The sequence below is a fragment of the Altererythrobacter sp. Root672 genome, from assembly GCF_001427865.1.
GTDB lineage: Bacteria > Pseudomonadota > Alphaproteobacteria > Sphingomonadales > Sphingomonadaceae > Croceibacterium_A.
This window is the reverse complement of the sequence record NZ_LMHH01000001.1, coordinates 1,526,597-1,541,068: the sequence shown is the minus strand read 5'-3', so window position 1 is coordinate 1,541,068 and position 14,472 is coordinate 1,526,597. Positions and strand designations below refer to the sequence as shown.

The window sequence follows — 14,472 nt, the reverse complement described above, 5'->3', positions numbered from 1 at the left end:
TGGCTTAGTTCGGCGAACTATCCAACCGAGCGAGCACCTCATACGCCAGGACCGCGCCAGCCACTGCCGCGTTTAGGCTATCCGCCCTCCCGCGCATCGGCATGGTCACCCGCAGGTCGCAGGCCATCTCATACTCTTCCGGAAGCCCGCGCGATTCATTGCCCACCAGGATGAAGCACGGCGCCGCATAAGGTGCCTCGCGATAGGGAAGGGCATCGCGCAAGCTCGCCGCGACCAGTTGTCCCGGACCAGAGCGCAGCCAAGGCAGGAACTCATCCCAACGGGCCAAGGCCACCTGCTGCGTAAAAATCGCCCCCATGCTCGCGCGCACCGCTTCGACCGAGAACGGGTCGGCGCTGTCGTCGAGCAGGATCAGCCCACCGGCCCCGACAGCATCGCCGGTGCGCAGCATGGTGCCAAGATTGCCGGGATCGCGCAGTGATTGGGCCACGAGCCAGATCGGCGACTGCCCGCGATCGAGCGCAGCCAGGGAAGTGTCGAATTCGGCGAAGACCCCCGCGACTGCCTGGGGGTTATCTTTGCCGGTTATCTTGGCGAGGATGTCTGCGCTGGTCTCGACGATCTCGCCGCCAGCACGCTCGACGTCGGCTTCAAGCGCGTCGAGCAGGGGGTGAGGATCGCGCCCGTCGGCCATGACCAGCATTTCGGGCAGCCGCCCGCATTCGCGCGCATCGGTCAGCAGTCGCAAGCCTTCGGCGAGGAACTTGCCTTCGCGCTTGCGATGCTTCTTGTCCCTCAACGAGCGAAGATACTTCACCGTCGGGTTGGAGAATCCGGTTATGGTGCGGCGCATGTCGGGGCGAACTGGCAGGCGAGGATCAGTCCTCGCCGAAACCGTCCATTACCAGTGCGCTCAGTTCCTCGAGCCGCTGTTCGGCCTCAAGCCCGCTCACGCAAAGCTGGACGGTATCGCCCTTGGCGGCGCCGAGCATCATCAGGCCGAGGATCGAACCGCCCGCGGCGCAGTGGCCATCCTTGGAAACGCGCACGTCGCTCCCTTCCATTCCGGCAACGGCGGCGACGAACTTCGCGCTAGCGCGAGCGTGAAGCCCGCGCTTGTTGACGATCATAACTTCGCGGCAGGTCTCTCCCAAGTCCCTGTCTCCCTCGATTCTTGTCACGCCTCCTGGCCGAGAAACTCGGAGGCGATGGTTATGTAATTGCGCCCGGCGTCGCGCGCCGCCTTGGCTGCAGAGGCGAGATCCATGTCCTTGCGGGCACCTGCAAGGCGAATGAGCATGGGCAGGTTGATGCCGGCAATGACTTCGGTCTTGCCGCTCTTCAGGAGGGAAATCGCGAGATTCGAGGGGGTGCCGCCGAACAAGTCGGTAAGAAGCACCGCTCCGCTGCCGGAATCGACCTGCTTGATCGCCCGGGCGATTTCCTTGCGGCGCGCCTCCATGTCGTCATGTGGGCCGATGCAGACGGTAGCCACGTCAGCTTGCTTGCCGACGACATGCTCCATCGCGTGGACAAACTCCTCGGCCAACTGGCCGTGGGTCACCAGAATCATACCAATCATTTGGGGCAGCGACTCACGAAAAGCGGGCTCGCAATCAGGACGATCCCTTGCGTCCGGACCAAATACAAACAGGTCACGACTGTTACGGCCCTTCGATCATCTCGGCAGTCCGCGACCCTAAGTTGCGGTGCAGCACAGTGGGCGAAAACCCTCCTTTGCGCAAGGCCTCGGCTATACTTTCAGCGACAAACACGGACCTATGCCTGCCACCGGTGCAGCCGAAGGCGATGTTAACATAAGTTTTTCCCTGTGCGGCGTAGCGCGGGAGCAGTTCCAGCAGCAGGTCACGGATGCGAACGAAGGCCGATTCGAAGGCCGGATCCTTGCGAATGTGTTCCCCAACGGCGCTATCCAATCCGGTCTGTATGCGCAGTTCCGGGTCCCAATGCGGATTGTCGAGAAAGCGGACGTCGAACACCAGATCGGCGACCGGGGGCATGCCTCGGGCAAAGCCGAAGCTCGACACGGTGATGGTCATGTCCCGCGGGGCATTGGCGGCAAACAGCTCGCGGACGCGCTGCTGCAAGTCGTTGCTCGAGAAATGGGTGGTGTCGATCAGCACGTCTGCCCAGCGGCGCAGCGGTGCAAGCAACTCCCGCTCGGCGGCAATGCCCATGGCAACGGGAAGGTCGTGAGCGAGGGCGTGGCGCCGCCTCGTTTCGTTGAAGCGCCGTTCGAGTTCGTGGCCTGAACAGTCGAGAAACAAAGTGGTTACGTCCACGTCGTCTCGATTGATGAGCTTCTTGACCAACTCGATGATGGTTTCCGGGACAAAGCCCCTGGTCCGGCAGTCGAAACCTATGGCCAGCGATTGTTCGGCGGGTTCGGTCCCGACCAGGCGCTGGAGCAGACGGATCGGGAAGTTGTCGATCGCTTCCCAGCCAAGGTCCTCGAGCTCGCGCAGCGCGGTCGACTTACCGGCACCCAACATCCCGGTGACCAGGACGATCCGTTGCCGATTGGGAGACTCGCTGGACATCCGTCGCGCTTTGCCCCTCCGCGGAACAATTGTGAAGGGGCCGATCAGGGCGTCCCGTGCAGGGCCAGTGCCCATTCAGCACGCAGCGCCAGAGCTGGATTGTCGGGGTAAAGCCGGACAACCGGGATTTTGATGCCGTGTAGAGCGATGGTCTCGACCGTTTCGGGCAAACGCGGTGCATTGGGATCGAGGTGCACTATCAGCGCGATCGGAGCAGGTTCGGCGGGCAAGTTGAGGAGGCCGACGTTACGGATCTCCAACAGTCCCGTGATGTTGGGCGGGGGCAGGGCCCACAGGCGCCCCTGGCGGGCTTCCAGCATCACACCGTCATCACCGACCAGTGTCGCCCCTCGGTCGATCAGCGAAAGCGCGAGGGTGGATTTGCCGCTGCCGGGCGGTCCTTCGATCAGTAGCCCGCGCGCCTTGATGGCCACGCAAGTCGCCTGATGAGGGACCGGGGTCATGCCGCGGGCAAGTCCAGCACCAGGCACGCGCCCGTTTCGGCGTCCGGACGGTCGGTGACGTAGAGTGCGCCGTCATGAGCTTCGGCGATAGTCCTGGCGATCGCGAGGCCGAGGCCGCTGTGATCGCCGAAGCTTTCGTTTTCGGGCCGCGCGGTATGGAACCGGGCGAAGACTTTCTCCCGCGAAGTCTCGGGTATGCCGGGGCCTTCGTCGCAGATCGCTGCTCGCACCGTGTCGCCATCGCGCTGTAAGTCCACGTGGATCGTGCCCCCAGGCGGTGAGAACGAAACCGCGTTGTCGAGCAGATTGTCGATCACGCGCTCCAGACGGATCGGCACGCCGCTTACGAGCGCGGGGCCGCTTTGCCGGATTTCGACTTTCCTCGAGACGTTGAGGCCGCGGTCTTCACGCGCTTTGACGACGTTTCTGATAAGCGCGGCCAGGTCGAGCGGCTCGAAAGTCGCGCGGCTGAGTTCGGCGTCGATCCGGCTAGCCTCGGCGATCTCGGTGACGAGGCGATCGATGCGGCGAACGTCGTGCGCGGCAATCTCGTGCAACTGATCGCGTAGCGCCGGGTCCTTCACCTTGGGGAGGGACTCGATGGCACTTCGCAGCGAGGCGAGGGGGTTCTTGATCTCGTGCGCGACGTCGGCGGCGAACGCCTCGACCCCGTCGATCCGCTGGCGCAGCGCAATGGTCATGTCGGACACGGCGCGGGCGAGGACGCCGATCTCGTCTCCGCGCCGCTGCATGCGGGGCACTTCGACTTCGCGTTCGCGCCCCAGCCTCACTCGCACGGCATCGCGCGCGAGGCGGCGCAGGGGGTCGATGATCGTGCGAGCCAGGAACAGCGACAGCACGATCGAGATGACCAGCGACACGGCGAAGAGGATGAGCAGCGACGTCCGGGCGTCGCGAACGGCGGCGGTGATGTCGCTGGCGTTGCGCGTGGTCAGCAGGCTCGCCCCGTTGAGCCCGACGGGCGCTGCCGCGGTAATAACCGGCGTCCTGTCGGGCGCAAGCCGCAGTTCGATCTGGGTCAGGCCCTGCTCCCGCGCCCGGACCAGTTCCGGCCAGGCGTCGGCCCCCTGTTCTGTCGGTTCGACGTAAGGTGGCACCGAACGGGCGCCGACCAGGAAATCGACGGTTGTGTCCAGGGCCCGGGCGAAGTCCTGCGGGAATGGCGCGGAGACAGGGTCGCCCAATTGGAACGAGGGCTTGGCCAGTTCGAAGCTGTCAGCCCAGAGATTGCCCTCGGCGTCGTACATGCGCAGGCGCATGTGCTGTTCCTTGCCGATCTGGATGAGCAGCGCTTCCTGCCGCTCCCGCGTGGCGCCGGCGAGCGCTTCGGCGGTAATCTGCGCTTCGATGCGCGCCAGCTTGAAGCGCTCGTCCAGCAATTGACGGCGATAGGAGTCGAGGAAGAACAGGCTGCCCGCCAGCAGCAGCAACGGGATCAGGTTCACCGCGAGAATGCGGGAGGTCAGTGAGGCGTTCGAGGTGAAGGGAAACCAACGCCCAACGCGGCGTTCGTGCGGTTCCTGTTCAACCATCTGAGAAGCTGTAGCCGGCGCCGTAAAGCGTCTCAATTCCGCTGAACTGAGGGTCGACGACGCGGAACTTGCGGCGCAGGCGCTTGATGTGGCTGTCTACGGTGCGGTCGTCGACGAAGACGTCATCGGGATAGGCGGCGTCCATCAGCTGGTTGCGGCTCTTGATGACACCAGGCCGCTGGGCCAGCGCTTCGAGGATCAGGAACTCGGTCACCGTCAGCGAGACCGGGCGGTCCATCCACATGACCCGGTGACGTGACGGGTCCATGCGCAAGCGTCCCCGTTCGATCATCGGGCCGTCGAGCGTCTCTTCTTCGCCAGCCTCGGAGCCTGGATCGCGGACGGAAGAAGCGCGGCGCAGGATTGCGCGGATGCGCGCCAGCAGCAGGCGCTGGCTGAAGGGCTTGGCGATGTAGTCGTCGGCGCCCATTGCGAGGCCAGCTTCCTCGTCCTGCTCTTCATCCTTGCTGGTGAGGAAGATGACCGGCAGGTCGCTGGTCTCGCGCAGTCGCCGCAGCAACTCCATGCCATCCATTCGGGGCATCTTGATGTCGAACACGGCTAGGTCTGGTGGGTTCTCCGTCAGCGCCTTCAGGGCCGCCTCGCCGTCGGAATAGACGCGCGTCGCGTAGCCTTCCGCCTGCAGGGCGATCGACAGGGTCGTCAGGATATTGCGGTCGTCATCGACCAGCGCGATGCTGCGCTGGAGTTCGGCAGTCGCGACATCGCTGGGCGCCTGTTCAGCCATCATTCCGCCGGTCCAGAGAGCTATTCATCGCGTTCGGGTTACCGCGTTAGCCCTAAGGAGACAATTGGACCTCGTGAATTTCGCAAATGGAATGCGCATAAACTATTGAAATGTAGGATTTCAGATCGCACATGGCCTGCACAGAAAGGGTCTTGGTTACCCGGTTTGACGGCGAACCGTTCGCCGACTATGCGCTCGGATCAAGACTTGCCGCCTTGATGGGGGAGCGGCCTCGTATTGCGATTTTCGAAGGGAGACCCCTTAGTGACCAGTTCGCTTACCGTTCCGCTGTCGGCGCAAGGCATCAAGACTGACGCGGCTATCCTCGCCAATCTTGGGACTGCGGCGCTTGTCGAACAAGCAGTCGCCAATGGCGAAGGTCAGCTTGCTAAGCATGGACCGTTCGTCGTTCAGACTGGCAAGCACACCGGCCGTTCGGCGAAGGACAAGTTCATCGTCCGCGACGCGGAGACCGAGGACACCGTGTGGTGGGGCAAGGTCAACGTGCCCATGACGCCGGAGCACTTCGCCGCGCTCAAGGAAGATTTCTTCGCCGCGCTCGGCACCAAGGACAAGCTCTACGTCGCCGACCTGTTCGGCGGCTCGCAGCCGGAAAACCGCGTCAACGTGCGCGTGATCAACGAGCTCGCCTGGCACAACCTGTTCATCCGCACGCTGCTGGTCCGTCCGAGCAAGGACGAACTCGCCTCGTTCGCGCCCGAATACACGATCATCGACCTGCCGACCTTCCGCGCCGATCCTGAGCGCCATGGCAGCCGCAGCGAGACGGTTGTCGCGGTCAACCTGAGCGAGAAGCTGATCCTCATCGGCGGCACCGCTTATGCTGGCGAGATGAAGAAGAGCGTCTTCGGCATCCTCAACTACCTGCTGCCGGCCAAGGGCGTGATGCCGATGCACTGTTCGGCCAACGTTGGAGCCGACGGCAAGACGGCGGTGTTCTTCGGCCTGTCAGGCACCGGCAAGACCACGCTTTCCGCTGACGCCAGCCGCACGCTGATCGGCGATGACGAGCATGGCTGGTCGGACACTGCCGTGTTCAACTTCGAAGGCGGTTGCTACGCCAAGATGATCCGCCTTTCGCCCGAGGCCGAGCCGGAGATCTATGCGACCACTCGCATGTTCGGCACCGTGCTCGAAAACGTGGTCATGGACCCGGAAACGCGCGAGCTCGATTTCGACGACGCCAGCCTGGCCGAGAACAGCCGCGGCGCCTATCCGATCGAATTCATTCCGAACACTTCGGAAAAGAACCTCGGTCCGGTTCCGGCAAACGTCGTGTTCCTCACGGCCGACGCGTTCGGCGTGCTCCCGCCGGTTGCGCGCCTGACGGCGGACCAGGCCATGTACCACTTCCTCTCGGGCTACACCGCCAAGGTGGCGGGCACCGAGATCGGCGTGACCGAGCCGGAAGCGACGTTCAGCACCTGCTTCGGCGCGCCGTTCATGCCGCGTCATCCCTCGGTTTACGGCAACCTGCTCAAGCAGCGCATCGCCAGCGGTGGTGTGCAGTGCTGGCTGCTCAACACCGGCTGGACCGGCGGCAAGTACGGCGTCGGCAAGCGTATGCCGATCAAGGCGACACGCGCGCTGCTCAACGCCGCGCTCGACGGCACCCTGAACAACGCCGAGTTCCGCAAGGATCCCAACTTCGGCTTCGACGTGCCGGTGGCTGTGCCCGGTGTCGACAGCGCGATCCTCGATCCGCGCGAAACCTGGGCGGACAAGAACGAATACGATCAGACCGCTGCCAAGCTGGTTCAGCTGTTCGTCGACAACTTCGCACAGTTCGAAGCTCACGTTGACGAAGGCGTGCGCAAGGCCGCTCCACAAGCAGCCTGACGACACTATCCAGACGCGCGCCGTCCGTCCTCGAGAGGGGGCGGACGCCGTCGTTAGGGTTAATAACCTAAGTGATGCCCCTTAGATGGTGGAAAACTGCGCCTCCGCGGGTCGGCGTTAGTTTAAATTAAACCATCCGGATTTACACATTGCCTGAGACTTGGGGGTCGACAGGCGGTCAATGGCAGTTCGGAGCATTCTCAAAGGGCTTACCGGCGCAGGTTCAAGCAGCGCCGACAGCGGAACCGATCACGGTGACGTAGCCGTCATCCGTGCGGGCGACGCTAGCCGCCGTTTGCAGGTGCTCGACGAATTCGAGAAAGCCGGCATGGGCTGGATCTGGGCCACCGACGCCGAGGGGCGCCTGATCTATCTGTCGGAGAACGCAGCGGAAAAGATCGGTCGCCCGGTCGATGAGCTGCTCGCCCAGCCGTTAGTGCTCCTGTTCGAGACCGATCCCGACAATCCCGACGACAAGAGCGAACGACCGCTCAATTTCCAGATCAACGCGCACAGCAAGATCAATGACCTGACCGTGCGCGTTGTCATCGACCGGACCGGCGCGAGACAGGCGTGGTGGCTGCTTTGCGGCCATCCCAAGTTCGACAAGGGCGGTAAGTTCCAGGGGTATCGCGGCAGCGCCAAGGACATCACCGTCGAATACGAGCGCAAGCTGATCGACTCGCGCATGGCCGAGTACGACGCCCTGACCGGCCTCGCCAATCGCCATCGCATGGTCCGCCGGCTCGACAGCATCCTCGGCGCTTACAAGTCCGCCAAGCGCAGCTGTGCGCTGATGATGCTCGATCTGGATCGCTTCAAGTACGTCAACGACACGATGGGCCACCAGGCGGGTGACGATCTGCTGCGCCAGGTCGCCGAGCGCCTGCGCAACATTATCGGTGATCGCGGAGAAATCGGTCGCCTGGGTGGTGACGAGTTCCAGATTATCCTTCCCGACCTAGATGACCGCGGCAAGCTCGGTGAACTGGCCGACAAGGTCATCCAGATCGTTTCCCAGCCTTACCCGATCGACGGCAAGCGTGCGATCATCGGCACGAGCGTGGGCATTGCCATCGCACCCTATGACGGGATCGATCGCGAAGAAATTACCCGGGCTTCGGACCTTGCCCTCTACGCTGCCAAGAACGGCGGGCGAGGGCAGTTTCGCTTCTACTCGTCCGACCTCAAGGACGAAGAGGAAGAGCGCGCGCTCCTGCTCAAGGACTTGCGCGAGGCGCTCGCTTCCGACCAGCTCGAACTTCATTACCAGCCGGTAGTGCGCACCAGCGACCACGTGGTCGTCGGCTTTGAAGCCCTGATGCGTTGGAGTCACCCGGAACGCGGTCCGGTTTCGCCTGACATCTTCATCCCGGCGGCCGAAGAATCGAACCTCATCAACCAGTTGGGCGAATGGGCGCTGCGCCGTGCCTGCGCCGACGCGGCCTCTTGGCCCGACAGCGTTCGGGTGGCGGTCAACGTGTCGGCGGTTCAGTTCAACAACGCGAACTTCGTCTCCGTGGTCACCAATGCGCTGGCTGCCGCGGAAATGATGCCGGACCGGCTCGAGCTTGAGCTCACCGAGAGCGTGTTCATGGGCGATAGCGAGCAGACCGATCGGACTTTCCAGTCGCTGAAGCATCTCGGGGTGAGGCTGGCACTCGATGATTTCGGCACCGGCTATTCCTCGCTCAGCTATCTGCGCTCGGCCCCGTTCGACAAGCTCAAGGTCGACAAGAGCTTCGTCGATTCCTGCACCCAGAAGGACCAGAACAGCGCCAAGATCATCACAGCGATCATCGGCCTGAGCGATGCCTTGGGGATGGAAACCACGGTCGAAGGTGTCGAGGCGTTCGACCAGTTCCATCTGGTTTGCGAAAAGGGTGCCAAGTACATCCAAGGCTGGATCTACTCGAAGGCCCTGCCGGCGGCCGTCGTCGCCGAGCGGATGGACAGCGGCGAATTGAAGATCGAGCCGAACGGCCCGGAAATCCACCGGCCCGAGCGCCGTTCGGTGTTCCGCCGTGTTGGCGTGATTCACGACGATCACCGCTACGAAGCGGTCATGCGCAACCTCTCCAAGACTGGCGCGATGGTGGAGGGCCTGGTCGGCGTTCCCGTCGGCACCGGCCTGGTGCTCGACCTCGGCGAAGGACAGCTTGCCGTGGGCTTGGTGAACCGCAGCGAGGACCTGATGATCGCCATCGAGTTCGAGACGCCGCTTGTCGGAGACGGGGCTGGCGGTCTGTGCACCCGGCATCGTGTGTCTCCCTACGCGCTAGCGGCGGCCGGCATGCCGCTCGCCGCCTTGCCGCCAGGCCATTATCCCCTGGCGCTGAATGAGGGTGGCCAGCGGTCGAAGCCGCAGTTCATGCAGGTCGTCGTTGCCGGCATGGGCGCCTGACCGAGATTCAGCGCAGACACTAACTGGTCGGTTTTCTTCGACCTTTCGTCCGTACTCCTATGATTCCCCGCCGTGTTTTCAGGGGAACCCCTGATAGGCGGTGGGCGCATCGAATGGTCAACCTCCCCACGGCTGCACCGTCAGAAAGATGAAGCGGCAAACGCGGGGAAGGAAAGCCCATGACTATCGGCAGGCGCATGGCGGCGGAGGTTATCGGGACCTTCTGGCTGGTTTTCGGCGGATGCGGCAGCGCGGTGCTGGCCGCGGCATTTCCTGAGGTGGGGATCGGCCTGCTCGGTGTGTCGCTGGCGTTCGGCCTTACGGTGCTGACGATGGCCTTTGCGCTCGGCCATGTGTCGGGCGGGCACTTCAATCCTGCGGTGACGGTGGGCCTGTGGGCGGGCTCACGCTTCCCGGCACGCGACATCCCCTATTACGTCGTCGCCCAAGTCGTCGGCGCCATAGCAGCGGCCTACCTGCTGTTCTGCATCGCGAGCGGGTCTCCGACCTTCGACCTGGCCACCAACGGCCTGGCCGCGAACGGCTTCGGCGAGGGATCGCCGGGAGGCTATTCGCTTGCTGCCGGACTCATCATCGAGATCGTTTTGACGGGCGGGTTCCTGATGGTGATCCTCGGCGCCACTGACGTCAGGGCACCGGCGGGATTTGCCCCGATCGCCATCGGGCTTGCGCTAACGCTGATCCACTTAATCAGCATTCCGGTGACGAACACCTCGGTCAATCCGGCTCGCAGCACCGGGCCGGCGCTCGTTGTGGGTGGTCTCGCGCTCCAGCAACTGTGGCTGTTCTGGGTCGCGCCGCTCATCGGGGGAGGGATCGGGGGTGCGCTGTATCGACTGCTGTTTTCAGAACCGCCTCGTCCGATGTAACGGATTGGCGCGAATTGCATATTTGCGAAGCGGCTAGGCGCCGGTTTCGGGCACTTAATCACAAAAACAAAGCGGGTCGCCTCGCAATCCTGCATTCTTCGGAACAGGACGAACTGTCGTGGATAGCACGAAGTTGGGGCATGAGGGGTAGATCGAACTTGGCCGACAAGGGACCGTCATTGGATGCAGCGCCGGCAAGACTGCCGAGCGGGACGGTCGAACGCCTGCCCGGTCTCACGCATGAACTGGCGAACCTAGTCCAGGCGGTGAGCGGCAACCTTGAGTTGCTCGCCAACCGCTCCCTGGATGAAACGTCCCTCCGCTATCTCGGCAACGCCCAGTTGGCTGCCCAACACCTGGTCGAACTGACCGTCGGGCTTCAGGCAACGCTGCCGAGTTCGCTCAGCTCCCGAAAATAACGATCAGGCTTTGGCCGTGGCAATGTAGCGGTCGATGTTATTTGCCAGAACGTCGAGCGGCACATTGCCGCCCTGGACCACAGCCTCGTTGAAGTCGCGCAAGTCGTAGGCCGGGCCGAGGACCTTCTGAGCGCGCGAGCGTTGGCGGACGATCTCGCTGTGTCCGACCTTGTAGCCGCAAGCCTGGCCGGGCCACGAACAGTAGCGATCGACTTCGCTTTCGACCTGTTCGCGCTTGTTGCCATTGCGCTCCATGAAGAAGGCGATGCCCTGGTCACGCGTCCAGCGCTTGGCGTGGAGGCCGGTGTCGACCACCAGGCGGCACGCGCGGAAGGCCTGGTCCTGCAGGTAGCCCAGGCGCCAGGCGGGATTATCGTCGTAAGCGCCGAGCTCGTCGGCCAGCTGCTCCGCGTAGAGCGCCCAGCCTTCCGAATAGGCATTGAACGACAGGATCGAGCGGATCAGCGGGAGCTGGTTCGAGTACTCGCCCTGCCACACGTGGCCCGGGATGGCTTCGTGATGGACCAGAGTGGGCACGTCGAACTTGCGGTGCAGGTCGGTTGTTCGCAGGTTGATCCACATCTTGCCGGGGATCGTCCCGTCGACCGAACCCGCACCGCCATAAGCTGTCGGGGCGCCGGGCTCTTCCGCCAGCGGCAGGCGCCGTACTTCGAGGTTGGCGCGCACCAGCGTGCGGAAGGCACGCGGCATCTGCGCTCGGATCCACGAGATGCGCTCCTGGATGAACTCCATGATCTCGGCGCGGCCGGGATCGCCCTCGGCGAACTTGAAGCGCGGATCGGTGCCGAGCTGGGTCATCCGGGTACCGACCGGCCCCTCGGTGTAGCCGAGGCTGCGCAGGATTGGGTCCATGCGCGAATGGATCTCTTCGAGTTGGGTCAGGCCCATCTCGTGGATCTCGTCCGGCGTCATGCGGGTGGTCGTGCTGGCGCGCAGGGCCCAGGCGTACCACTCGTCACCGCCGGGCTGCGACCACATGCCGGCGTCAGTGTCGGCTTGGGTGGCCTGGCGCTTCAGCTCGGCCAGCTGCCGTTCGAGTGCCGCGGCAAGCGGACCGGTGACGATGGCGGAGGCCCGCTTCTCCCAGTCGCCGGCGATATTGCCCTCGGCCGTGCGGCGGGTCAGCGAACTGACCATCGAGCCGCCGGACTTGGCGTCGGCAAGAGAGGCTTCCATCTGGGGGATGGCCTTGGCCAGCAAGAACGAGGGTGGGATCACGCCGAGGCCTGCAGCCGAGCGGATCCGATCGAGCTCACCATCGAGGTTTGCGGGGATCTGCTCAAGGCGGGAGACATAGGCCTCCGCGTCGGCCGCATCCCGCACCGGGTGGTCGGCATCGAGGAAGCGCGGGTAGTCGATATAGCCGCCGACGTTCTGGATCACGACGTAGGGCGCGTTGCGCCAGCCGCCGACTGCGACGTCACCATAGGGAAGGGCGAAGCCATCCAGTGCCGTCGAATAGGCGCTCTCTACGACTTCGAAGCTCGTCCTCGTCGAAGGATCAAGCTTCGACGTGTCCGTGGCGCGGACGCGGGCGAGATCGGTGCGCAGGGTTGCCGCCAGCTTATTTACCGCCTCGGGCGAAGTGCCGCCCATCTGGCCGCGCAGGTACGCGCGATCGCCGACGTCGAGCCCGAGGCCGGTCGCCCCTGTCGGAGACTGTTCGAGCAGGTTCCACGCAACGTCGTTCAGCAGCGCGGTGGCGTCGGCAGGTGCGACCTGGGCCGAGGCTGTCGACCAAGCGGGCAGGGCAAACACCGAGGCACCGACACCAAGCGTGGCGAGCGCCTGGCGGCGGGTGATGGTTTCATTTGAAATGGGCATTGCGGGTTTCTGCGGCCGAGGATCGAGTCTGTCAATCCGCATGGATTTGCGAGGCGGTGGCGGCTAGGCCCGCCCCATGGATATCGTGCTTTCACTCGTCATGCTCGCCACGCTGGTCCTTATCGGCGGAGCGATTTTCCTCTGGCGCAAGGGCGGGGCGCAGAAGCAGGTCTGGCTCATGCTGCTTCTGGCCGTGGTGATGATCGTCAACCTGCTGATCTGGATTCTGCCCGACTCGAACGGCACGGCCCCGGTCGACCGTGCCGCCGAAGCGACGCGCTAGTCGGGTATTTGCCAGAGCACGGTGCCGCTGAATGAGCCGATGATCTTGGCGCCCGAGCCGTCAGTGGCCGGATCGAAGCGGGCTCTGCGTGTGATTAGGCGGCAGGTGGCCTCGTCGAGTTGGCTGTTGCCCGAAGAGCGGACCACGTCGCAGGCCGATACGCGGCCGTTGCTGCCGATGATAAGGCTATAGCCGACCACTCCCTCGATCCCTTTTCGCAAGGGGGCAGCCGGATAATCCTCGGTGGTGATCCAACCGTTACGGTCGCTGCTTGGCTTCGCGAAATGCGGAATGGACGTGGGGGTAGGCAGCGGTGGGGGGACAGTTGGGGGTATCCACGGTCCCGTCTCCGTGCCGGTTGTGCCGGTCGGTTCATCTGGCTGAGGTCGCGGATTGGGCTCCGGCGGCCACTTAACATCGGGCACGGGGTTAACGGTTGGAGTTGTGTTGGTTGGCTCGGGAGATTTCGTCTCCGGCGTCGGTGTTGGTGTGGGCTTTGGCTCCGGCGTGGTGGGGAAGGGGTTCCAGATATCTGGCTTGGGAGCAATACCTGCAACCGTCAGCCCGGTAACCACGCCAAGGCCAATTGCTGCGTGAATGATAGCCACACCAGCAATCGCGGTGACGCGGCGCCGAGGGTCGTTTGATTGGTCCAGGTAAGCCATACCCTGCTCCTCTCCTTTGCGGTCGCCGGTTCGTGTCCAGTGACTCGTGTAATGATGTAACATTACTATAGAAAAGCAGTGTTATGCAAGGCCTCTCGCAAGGCCTTGCTCAGTCAGTCAGCTCAGCGGATCGGGCAGTCGGGGGACAGGCGGAAGTCGAGGTAGTTATCGACCGAGCCCATCAGTTCTTCGATTTCGTTTTCGAAGAAGTGGTTGGCCCGCGGGATTTCCTCGTGATGGATCGTGATGTGCTTCTGCGTGCGCAGCTTCTCGACCAGCTTCACCACCGAGTTGGGCTGCACGACCGTGTCCGCCGCACCCTGGATGAAGATGCCCGAGGCCGGGCACGGGGCGAGGAACGAGAAGTCGTACATGTTCGCCGGCGGGGCGATCGAGATGAACCCCCGAATTTCCGGACGACGCATCAGCAACTGCATGCCGATCAGCGCGCCGAAGCTGACGCCGGCGACCCAGGTGGTCTGCGATTCGGGATGGATCGACTGCACCCAGTCGAGCGCGGCGGCCGCGTCCGACAGTTCGCCGATGCCGTTATCGAAACTGCCCTGGCTGCGGCCGACGCCGCGGAAATTGAAGCGCAGCACGGCGAACCCGCGGTCGACAAACGTCTTGTACAGACGCTGCACGATACGATCGTTCATCGTGCCGCCACCCTGCGAATGCGGATGGAGAATCATCGCCACAGGTGCGCGCGGACGCGGGGCTGGGGCAAAACGGCCTTCGAGGCGGCCTTCGGGGCCGGGGAAGATGACGGAGGGCATAGTTGCAGCTCTTGTTCGGTAGGGTTCTGGCGCAGGTGGC

General features: G+C 63.7%; 15 protein-coding genes. 5 read left to right on the top strand and 10 right to left on the bottom strand.

The window, feature by feature from the left end:
- Positions 1 to 4: 4 nt before the first annotated feature.
- From ASD76_RS07410 to ASD76_RS07380, 7 genes are all read right to left on the bottom strand, one after another.
- Positions 5 to 814 carry a TrmH family RNA methyltransferase gene (locus ASD76_RS07410; RefSeq protein ID WP_055920591.1) on the bottom strand — a complete coding sequence of 270 codons (810 nt, stop codon included), beginning with the start codon at positions 812 to 814 and terminating at the stop codon, positions 5 to 7.
- 25 nt (positions 815 to 839) lie between these two features.
- Complete coding sequence (locus ASD76_RS07405) at positions 840 to 1,115, bottom strand: HPr family phosphocarrier protein (RefSeq protein ID WP_235506551.1); 276 nt, start codon at positions 1,113 to 1,115, stop codon at positions 840 to 842.
- Between the two features lie 23 nt (positions 1,116 to 1,138).
- On the bottom strand, positions 1,139 to 1,543 hold the full coding sequence (locus tag ASD76_RS07400) for a PTS sugar transporter subunit IIA (RefSeq protein WP_055920585.1): 405 nt from the start codon (positions 1,541 to 1,543) through the stop codon (positions 1,139 to 1,141).
- Positions 1,544 to 1,625: 82 nt separating this feature from the next.
- The gene (gene rapZ, locus ASD76_RS07395) at positions 1,626 to 2,522 is read right to left on the bottom strand and encodes an RNase adapter RapZ (RefSeq protein WP_055920582.1); all 897 of its coding nucleotides are present in this window, start codon (positions 2,520 to 2,522) and stop codon (positions 1,626 to 1,628) included.
- A 44-nt stretch (positions 2,523 to 2,566) separates the two neighbouring features.
- Entirely contained in the window at positions 2,567 to 2,986 is a 420-nt protein-coding gene (locus tag ASD76_RS07390; protein WP_055920579.1) for an HPr kinase/phosphorylase, read from the bottom strand.
- A complete protein-coding gene (locus ASD76_RS07385) occupies positions 2,983 to 4,539 on the bottom strand; it encodes an ATP-binding protein (protein WP_055920576.1) in 1,557 nt (518 codons plus the stop codon). The genes ASD76_RS07390 and ASD76_RS07385 overlap by 4 nt, the downstream gene beginning before the upstream one ends.
- Positions 4,532 to 5,287 carry a response regulator transcription factor gene (locus ASD76_RS07380; RefSeq protein ID WP_055923046.1) on the bottom strand — a complete coding sequence of 252 codons (756 nt, stop codon included), beginning with the start codon at positions 5,285 to 5,287 and terminating at the stop codon, positions 4,532 to 4,534. The genes ASD76_RS07385 and ASD76_RS07380 overlap by 8 nt, the downstream gene beginning before the upstream one ends.
- Positions 5,288 to 5,551: 264 nt before the next feature.
- Between ASD76_RS07380 and ASD76_RS07375 the strand changes: the two genes are divergently transcribed.
- The 4 genes from ASD76_RS07375 (at position 5,552) to ASD76_RS07360 (ending at position 10,860) form a co-directional block, all read left to right on the top strand.
- Positions 5,552 to 7,147 (top strand): phosphoenolpyruvate carboxykinase, encoded by a 1,596-nt coding sequence (locus ASD76_RS07375; RefSeq protein ID WP_055920573.1) that lies wholly within the window; start codon positions 5,552 to 5,554, stop codon positions 7,145 to 7,147.
- 181 nt (positions 7,148 to 7,328) lie between these two features.
- Complete coding sequence (locus tag ASD76_RS07370) at positions 7,329 to 9,551, top strand: putative bifunctional diguanylate cyclase/phosphodiesterase (RefSeq protein ID WP_055920570.1); 2,223 nt, start codon at positions 7,329 to 7,331, stop codon at positions 9,549 to 9,551.
- A 179-nt stretch (positions 9,552 to 9,730) separates the two neighbouring features.
- Entirely contained in the window at positions 9,731 to 10,441 is a 711-nt protein-coding gene (aqpZ, locus tag ASD76_RS07365) for an aquaporin Z (protein ID WP_055920567.1), read from the top strand.
- Positions 10,442 to 10,599: 158 nt separating this feature from the next.
- Entirely contained in the window at positions 10,600 to 10,860 is a 261-nt protein-coding gene (locus tag ASD76_RS07360) for a hypothetical protein (protein WP_162249646.1), read from the top strand.
- A 3-nt stretch (positions 10,861 to 10,863) separates the two neighbouring features.
- Here ASD76_RS07360 and ASD76_RS07355 read toward each other — a convergent pair whose 3' ends face one another.
- Entirely contained in the window at positions 10,864 to 12,705 is a 1,842-nt protein-coding gene (locus ASD76_RS07355) for a DUF885 domain-containing protein (protein WP_055920562.1), read from the bottom strand.
- A 76-nt stretch (positions 12,706 to 12,781) separates the two neighbouring features.
- Here ASD76_RS07355 and ASD76_RS07350 point away from each other — a divergent pair, with 76 nt between their 5' ends.
- Positions 12,782 to 12,988 (top strand): hypothetical protein, encoded by a 207-nt coding sequence (locus tag ASD76_RS07350; protein ID WP_055920559.1) that lies wholly within the window; start codon positions 12,782 to 12,784, stop codon positions 12,986 to 12,988.
- Here ASD76_RS07350 and ASD76_RS17875 read toward each other — a convergent pair.
- Positions 12,985 to 13,653: an energy transducer TonB gene (locus ASD76_RS17875; RefSeq protein ID WP_156457579.1), complete on the bottom strand. Its 669-nt coding sequence runs from the start codon at positions 13,651 to 13,653 to the stop codon at positions 12,985 to 12,987. The genes ASD76_RS07350 and ASD76_RS17875 overlap by 4 nt on opposite strands.
- Positions 13,654 to 13,775: 122 nt before the next feature.
- Positions 13,776 to 14,432, bottom strand: a complete 657-nt coding sequence (locus tag ASD76_RS07340) for an alpha/beta hydrolase (RefSeq protein WP_055920553.1) — start codon at positions 14,430 to 14,432, stop codon at positions 13,776 to 13,778.
- Between the last annotated feature and the right edge of the window lie 40 nt (positions 14,433 to 14,472).